The 6922-nt window shown below is 74.2% G+C and carries 6 protein-coding genes; all 6 read right to left on the reverse strand.

Annotation, left to right across the window (positions count from 1 at the left end; all coding sequences use genetic code 11):
* Positions 1–105: 105 nt before the first annotated feature.
* Positions 106–396, reverse strand: a complete 291-nt coding sequence (locus ACTUAL_RS08165; protein WP_096492820.1) for a hypothetical protein — start codon at positions 394–396, stop codon at positions 106–108.
* A gap of 4 nt (positions 397–400) precedes the next feature.
* The gene (locus ACTUAL_RS08170) at positions 401–3454 is read right to left on the reverse strand and encodes a hypothetical protein (RefSeq protein WP_440899814.1); all 3054 of its coding nucleotides are present in this window, start codon (positions 3452–3454) and stop codon (positions 401–403) included.
* Positions 3432–5474, reverse strand: coding sequence for a flagellar biosynthesis protein FlhA (locus tag ACTUAL_RS08175; RefSeq protein WP_440899815.1), 2043 nt, complete (start codon positions 5472–5474; stop codon positions 3432–3434). Before ACTUAL_RS08175 ends, ACTUAL_RS08170 begins: the two co-directional genes overlap by 23 nt.
* 106 nt (positions 5475–5580) lie before the next feature.
* Entirely contained in the window at positions 5581–6057 is a 477-nt protein-coding gene (locus ACTUAL_RS08180; protein WP_015801145.1) for a hypothetical protein, read from the reverse strand.
* 5 nt (positions 6058–6062) lie between these two features.
* Entirely contained in the window at positions 6063–6425 is a 363-nt protein-coding gene (locus ACTUAL_RS08185) for a response regulator (RefSeq protein WP_440899816.1), read from the reverse strand.
* On the reverse strand, positions 6422–6922 hold a 501-nt coding region (locus ACTUAL_RS08190), incomplete at its 5' end, for a chemotaxis protein CheX (RefSeq protein WP_440899817.1). The genes ACTUAL_RS08190 and ACTUAL_RS08185, both read right to left, overlap by 4 nt.

A 6922-nucleotide genomic window follows, 5' to 3' on the forward strand; every position in this document is an offset into this window, starting at 1 on the left:
CGGCCTGGTCGAGGCGCGGAAATTGCGCGCCGAACAGGTCCCGCAGCACCGGGGTGAGAGCCGCCGAGGCGTGGTCCATGTCGCGCCAGCCTAGGAGTCGGCCGGTCAGTCCGCCGTGGACTGACCTGATCGGGTGGAAGCGGCGGCGCCGTCCTTGCCCGGCAGCCCCAGGTCGGTGCGCTCGGCGTGCGCCATCACCACCGCGTGGATCGAGCGGTCCGGCTCGTACTTGCGGAAGACCGCCCTGGGGATCGCCAGCAGGACCGCGGCGACCGGCACGGTGATCAGGAACCGGATCAGCGCGTCCAGCGGGTCCACGCTGCCGGTCACGAACGCGCCCCACATCGCGGGGGCGCTCAGCACGCCCGCCAGCAGCATCGTCGAGTAGCGCAGCACGGGGTCACGCTGCCACGAGGTCGGCGAGGGCGGTGGCCGCGGAACCGGTGCTCGACATGCGCTTGCCGTCGACCGCCACGATCGGCAGCCCCAGCTCCAGCACCGTCGTCGGGTCCGCGCTGGCGGCGGCGCCGTGCACGGCCATGGCGACCACGTCGCCCAGCTCGCGCACGTGCCTGGCCAGGTCGCGCGACTTGCGCGTGGCGTCCACGACCGCCCAGACCGCGCTCGCGCCCAGGGCGCGGGTGATCTCGGCGGCCCACTGCGCGCCGTCGGCCTCGTCCACCGACGCCTGCACGACCACGACCGAGGGGGTCTCGGCGGCGTGCAGCTCGGCGGCGACCTGGGCGGCGTGGCGGGCGCTGGCGACGCGGCGGTGACCGCTGGTCGTCGGACCGGCGACCAGCACGTCGGACGGGTCGATGCGCAGGTCTCGGCACACCGCGTTCGCGACGTCGAGCGCGTGCTCCAGCTCGCCCGCCACGACCAGGACCTGGCCGGGCAGGGCGGGCGCGGCCGGGGCGGGGCCCGCGGTGCGCAGGGGGCGCAGCGGGCGGGAGCTCTCGGTCCGCTGGTCCGGCACCGGGGCGCCGGTCAGGTCGACCTCCACCTCGCAGGCCGGGCGGGTGCGACCGGTGTACATGGTGGCGCGGCGCGGCACCGGCTTCGGCGCGGGCAGCGCGGTCGGCTTCTTCGACGCGGCGGCGGGCTTGGCCTTCGGGGTCCTCGGCTTCACGGCCGCCTTGGACCCGGACGAGCGGGTGGTGCGGGTGGTGGCCTTGGGCTTCGGGGTCGGCTGGACCGGGATCTCGGCCGTGGCGGTGTCGGACTCGGCGCCGGTCTCGGCGCCGTTCTCCCTGGCGCCGCCCATGATCTGGGCGACGGCCTCGGCGATCTCCTTCGCGGTGACCGCGCCGGGAACCAGCAGCGGGGCCGGGGCGAGCTCGGCGGTGGCGGCCTCGGCGGCGGCGCGGCCCTCGGCGCGCGCGGCGGCCTCGTCGGCCTCCAGCGAGGCGAGCCTGGCCTCGGCGACCTCGCGGGCGCGCTCGGCCTCGGCGCGGGCGGCCCGCTCCAGGGCCAGGCTCTCCCTGGCGGCCAGCGCCTCCTCGGACCTGGCGGTCGCGGCGGCGCGCAGCTCCTCGGCGCGCTTGTCCTGCGCGGCCTTCGCGGCCCTGGCCTGCTCCGCCGCGTCGGCGGCGGTCTCGGCGATCGGGGCGCGGGACAGGCGGGCGGCCTGCGCGCCGTGCAGCACGGTGGTGCGCGGCTTGCCCTGCTCGGCGGCGAGGTCGGCGACGATCGCGGCCATGGCGGTGCCCGCCTTGGCGGCGGCCAGCTCGGCCATGCTCGCGGTCTCGGCCGGGGTCCACGCGGCGCCCGCGCGGTAACCGGGGGAGTCCACGTGCTGCACGTGCTGGACGCCGGCCGTGGTGTGGGCGGCGGTGCGGGTGGTCTGGGACAGGGCGGACTCGGGGCCCGCGACCAGTGCGGACGCCTGCGCGGCGGCGACCACGGCCGGGGCCGCGACCGAGGTGGCGACCGGGGTGGCGGCGATCGGGGCGACGGCGTGACCCGCGACGGCGGCCACCCCGTGGGTGACACCCGCCTGGGCGGTGGTCGTGCCGGCCGCGTGACCGGCCTGGGCGAAGCCCTCGGCGGACGCGGCGGCGACCTGCCCGCCTGCGACCTGCCCGCCTGCGGTGTGCTGGGGGATGACCTGCTGGGCGGGCCTGCCCGCGGCGAACGCGCCCGGCGCGAAGTGGCCGACGCCGTCGGCCTGGCTCGCGTCGTGGTGCTGGCCCGCGGTGATCGGCTCACCGGCGGCCGTGGTGGCCGGGCCGGTGTCGAGCCTGCCCACCGCGTCCGCCTGGCCGAAGGCGAGGCGCTGGGCCTCGGCGGAGCCGTAGGCGGTGGTGACCGGGTGGCCCGCGATGTTCAGCTGGGCGATCGCCAGGCCCGGCTCCTCGGAGCCGAGGACCGGCGCGGCGTGCACCGGGGCCTGGAGGGCGTTGTCGGCGACCTGCGCGGTGGCCACCAGCTGGGCGCTGGCCAGCGCCTGCGTGGTGGTGACCGGCGCGGGGGTGGCGGGCGCGGCGGTCTGCTGAGAGGCGAACTCGGCCGCGGTCTGCGCGACGGCGACCCCGGTGGGGGCGGCGCCGGTCAGGCCGGTGCCCAGGGTGGAGGTGGTGGGCTCGGGGGTGCTGTGCACGGCGATCCGGCCCGCGCCGCTGGCGTACGCGGCGGCGGCGGCGGCCTGGGCCGCGCGGTGGGCCTCGGCGTGCGCCTCGGCGGCCTGCACCGCGTCCAGCCCGGCCAGCCCCGCACGGGTGACACCGGCCCTGGTGGCGGTCTGGGTGCTCCCGGCCTGCGCCACGGCGGCCTGCGCGGCCCCGAGCGCGGCGCCGCGCTCCCCGACGCCGTGCGCGGCCTGGGCGGCCTGAGTCACGGCGGGGAGCCCGCTGTTGTTGCTGGCCAGCGCGATCGCCGCGGCGATCTGCTCCTCGGTCAGCCCGGCGGCCCGCGCCGCCGCCAGCTCGGCGACCAGCGCCTGGCTCTCCGCCGACACCAGCCCGGTCGGGGCGGTGGCGGGGGAGCGCCGCGCGGTCAGGTCCGAGCTCACGCCCTGCGGCAGCGAGCCCGCCACCGGACCGGCCGGGGCCTGCTCGCCCGCCTTCGCGGCGGCCAGCTCGTCGGCCGACACCGGGGTGCGCTCCGCGCCGTCCGCCCGGTCGGCCAGCGCCAGCAGGCCGTCCAGCGAGTCCGAGCCGGAGCCCTGACCCGCGGCGCCCTCGCCCTCAGCGCCCTGACCGGCAGCGCCCTTGTCGGAACCCTGCCCGGCGGAACCCTGCCCGGCGGACCCCTTGCCGGAGCCCGAGCCCGAGGCGCCGCCGTCCGGCACCTCGACCGTGATCTCGAACCAGCGCTGGGCGAAGAAGCCCATCACGCCGCCCTTGCGCAACTTCTCCGCGGACACGATGCGCGCGTCCTTGCCGTGCTCACGGGCGACCTGGTCCAGCAGCGCCGTGAGGTTCGGGCCCTCAAGCAGCAATCGAGTGGACACTGTTCACGACTCCAACGGTCTCGATCCGGTTGGTGCCACCGGAGAGTTCGGGGTAGGACAGGACGGCCAGGCGGGGCACGGCCACGTGGAGCAGGCGGTAGAGGGGGGCGCGCAGCTGCGGCGCGCACGCCAGGAGCGGGGTCGCGCCGCGCTCCTCGGTCTGGAGCGCCAGGCGGGACACGTCGCCCACCAGCTGCTCGGCCAGGTTCGGGTCCAGCACGACCTGCGCGCCGTGCTCGGTCATCCGCAGCGACTCCAGGAGCACCTGCTCCACGCGCGGGTCCAGCGTCATGACCGAGAGCACGCCGCCGGAGGCGAACCGGGAGGCGATCGCCGGGCCCAGCGCGTTCCGCGCGGCCTCGACCAGGTGGTCGGTGTCGGTGCTGCCGGACTTCGCGGCCAGCGACAGCGACTCGTAGATGCGGACCAGGTCGCGGATCGCCACGTCCTCGTCCAGCAGCCGGTGCAGCACCCGCTGGATCTCGCCCAGGCTCAGCAGGTTCGGGGTCAGCTCCTCCACCACGACCGGGTGAGTGCGGCGGACCACGTCGGTGAGCTGGCGGACGTCCTCGCGCCCCAGCAGCCTGCTCGCCGGGGTCCTGGTCACCACGGCCAGGTGGGTCACGAGCACCGACGCGCGGTCCACGACCGTGGCGCCGGTCAGCTCGGCCTGGTAGCGCAGCTCGGCGGGCACCCACTTGCCCGCCAGGCCGAACACCGGCTCGACGCCGGGGCGGCCGGGCAGCGCGTCGAGGTTGTCGCCGATGGCGAGCACGGCCCCGGCGGGGGCGGTGCCGGTGGCGACGTCGGACCCGCTGATGCGGATCACGTAGGTCGAAAGAGGCAGGTCCAGGTCGTCGCGGGTGCGCACGGGCGGCATCACCACGCCCAGCTCCAGCGCGATCTTGCGGCGCAGCGCGCGGACCCGCTCCAGCAGGTCGCCGCCCGAGCTGTCCACCAGCTCCACCAGGTCGGTCGCGAGCGCGAGCTCCAGCGGGTCGACCTGCATCTCGGACAGCAGCGCCTCGGAGGCGTCCGGCGCGGCCTGCTCGGGCACGGCCACGGCCTCGTCGCCCGCCTCGCCCTCCTTGGGCATCCGGACGCCCAGGAACAGCAGCCCGCCGCCGACCAGCAGGAACGGCAGCATCGGCAGCTCGGGGATCAGGGACAGGCACAGCAGCGCGGACCCGGCGACCATCGGCACCAGGCGGTTGCGGCCGAACTGGCTGAACACCTGGCTGCCCATGTCCCCGTCGGACACCGGACGGGTGACGATGATGCCGGTGGCCAGCGACAGCAGCAGCGCGGGGACCTGGGAGACCAGGCCGTCGCCCACGCTGAGCAGGCTGTAGGTGTTGATGGCCTCGCCGGCCTCCATGCCGCGCTGGATCATGCCGATGGCGAAGCCGCCGAACAGGTTGACCAGCGTGATGATGACCGCGGCGATGGCGTCGCCCTTGACGAACTTCGAGGCGCCGTCCATCGCGCCGTAGAAGTCGGCCTCCGAGGTGACCTCGGTGCGGCGCTTGCGCGCCTCGGCCTCGTCGATGAGCCCGGCGTTCAGGTCGGCGTCGATCGCCATCTGCTTGCCGGGCATCGCGTCCAGGGTGAACCGGGCGCCGACTTCGGCGACCCGGCCAGCCCCGTTCGTGATCACCACGAACTGAATGACGATCAGGATGAAGAACACGACCATGCCCACGATGAGCGACCCGCCGACCACGAAGTGGCCGAAGGCGCCGATCACCGCTCCCGCGTCGCCGTCGAGCAGCACCAACCGGGTGGCGGCGATGTTGAGCGCCAACCGGAACAGCGTCGCCAGCAGCAGCACGGACGGGAAGACCGAGAATTCGAGTGGCCGCTTGACCTGCATGCTCACCAGCACGATCAGCAGCGACAACGCGATGTTCGCCACGATGAGCAGGTCGAGCACGAAGGAGGGCACCGGCAGGATCATCATGACGATGATCAGGATGACGCCCGCCGGGACGGCGAACTGGTTCAGGCGCTTGGCGTTCACGACACCTTCCGGGGTGTTCGCTTGCTTCGCGGCCGATCCGTGGCCTTCGTCGCCGTCCTGGCAAACAGGTCATCGGCCCCCGCCGGGGGGAGCTGAGCGTTTCCGCTCAACGCCCCCCAACGAGTGAGAACAGGCCGTGGCTGTACCCCGTGACGGCGACGTCCAGGTCCAGCCGGTTGCCCAGGGCCTGGAGGTACCCGAGCACGTCGCCGGGCACCTCCTCGCCGGGCGCGTGGATCGACGAGAGCTTCACGTGCGGGCCGCCGTCGCGGTTGAGCAACCCGGTCAGCACGTTGCAGATCTCGGCGAGGTTGTCGGTGAGCATCGGGGAGAGCTCCCCGTCCTCGAGGGCGGCCTGGGCGCCGCCGGGCGGGATGAGCCCCACCGCCGCCGCCAGGTCGGCGGCGAGGGGGAACTCCATCCCGATGACCCCGGCGATGCTCATGTCGTCGTGCACGAAGACCGCGACCGCGGGCTTGTCCACCTTGCCGGGCGGGTCCGCGAGCTGCACGGACACGTCCTTGCCGATGAGGTCGGTGAGCAGGTCCCTGATCTCCTTGGGAGCGGGAAGTGTGTCGGCCATCGGTGTCATCCCAGAATCGAGTCGAACCGCTCGCGGAAGGTGTCCGCGGAGAACGGCTTGGTGATCAGGAACATGGCGCCCCCGTCCTCCGCGATCTTCTGCATCTCGTCGGAGCTCTCCGAGGTGACGAAGGCAAACGGGGTGTTGGTGCCGCTGCTGCGCAGCGCGCGGAGCAGCTCGATGCCGGTCATGCCGGGCCTGTTCCAGTCCGACAGCACCAGGTCGGGCTTCTCCGCCTGCACGACCTCGTGGGCGTGCTGGCCGTCGGTGGCCTCGACCACGTCGTGGTCCCCGAACCCCGCCTGGCGCAGGGTCCTGATCACGATCTGGCGCATCACCCTGCTGTCATCGACGACCAGGATCTTCATACCGGCAGCTCCTCGCTGTCTTGTTCCTGCTTGCTGCTGCTGAAGAGCACCACCGAGAACGGCTGGCCCTTCCACTGCACGACCGTCCGGCACAGCTCCACGGCGCCGGGCCAGCGCTCGGAGTCGGCCGCGCCGACGCGCGGCAGGGAGAGCTTCGCCGGGGAGGGGACGAGGCTCTTCACGTTGCCGCCGACCACGTTGGCCAGCTCACCGAGCGCGTCGCTCACATCGTCGTCGGTCAGCTCTTCGTGAGACATCATCAGCATGACGCTGGCCACGTCCTGGGCCCCGGCCTTGGAGGTCGACACCACCAGGTGCCCGTCCCAGGCGCCCACGATGGACACCGAGGCGGTCAGCTCCACCGGGTTCGGCCCCAGGTCCCCGAAGAGCAGCGGGTGCTCGGTCTCCGGGTCCAGGTAGGCCGACCAGACCTGCTCGGTCATCGAGCCCAGGTCTTCAGTGGTGGGGAGGACCAGCGTCATGATGCGACTCCAATC

The organism is Actinosynnema sp. (assembly GCF_052038725.1).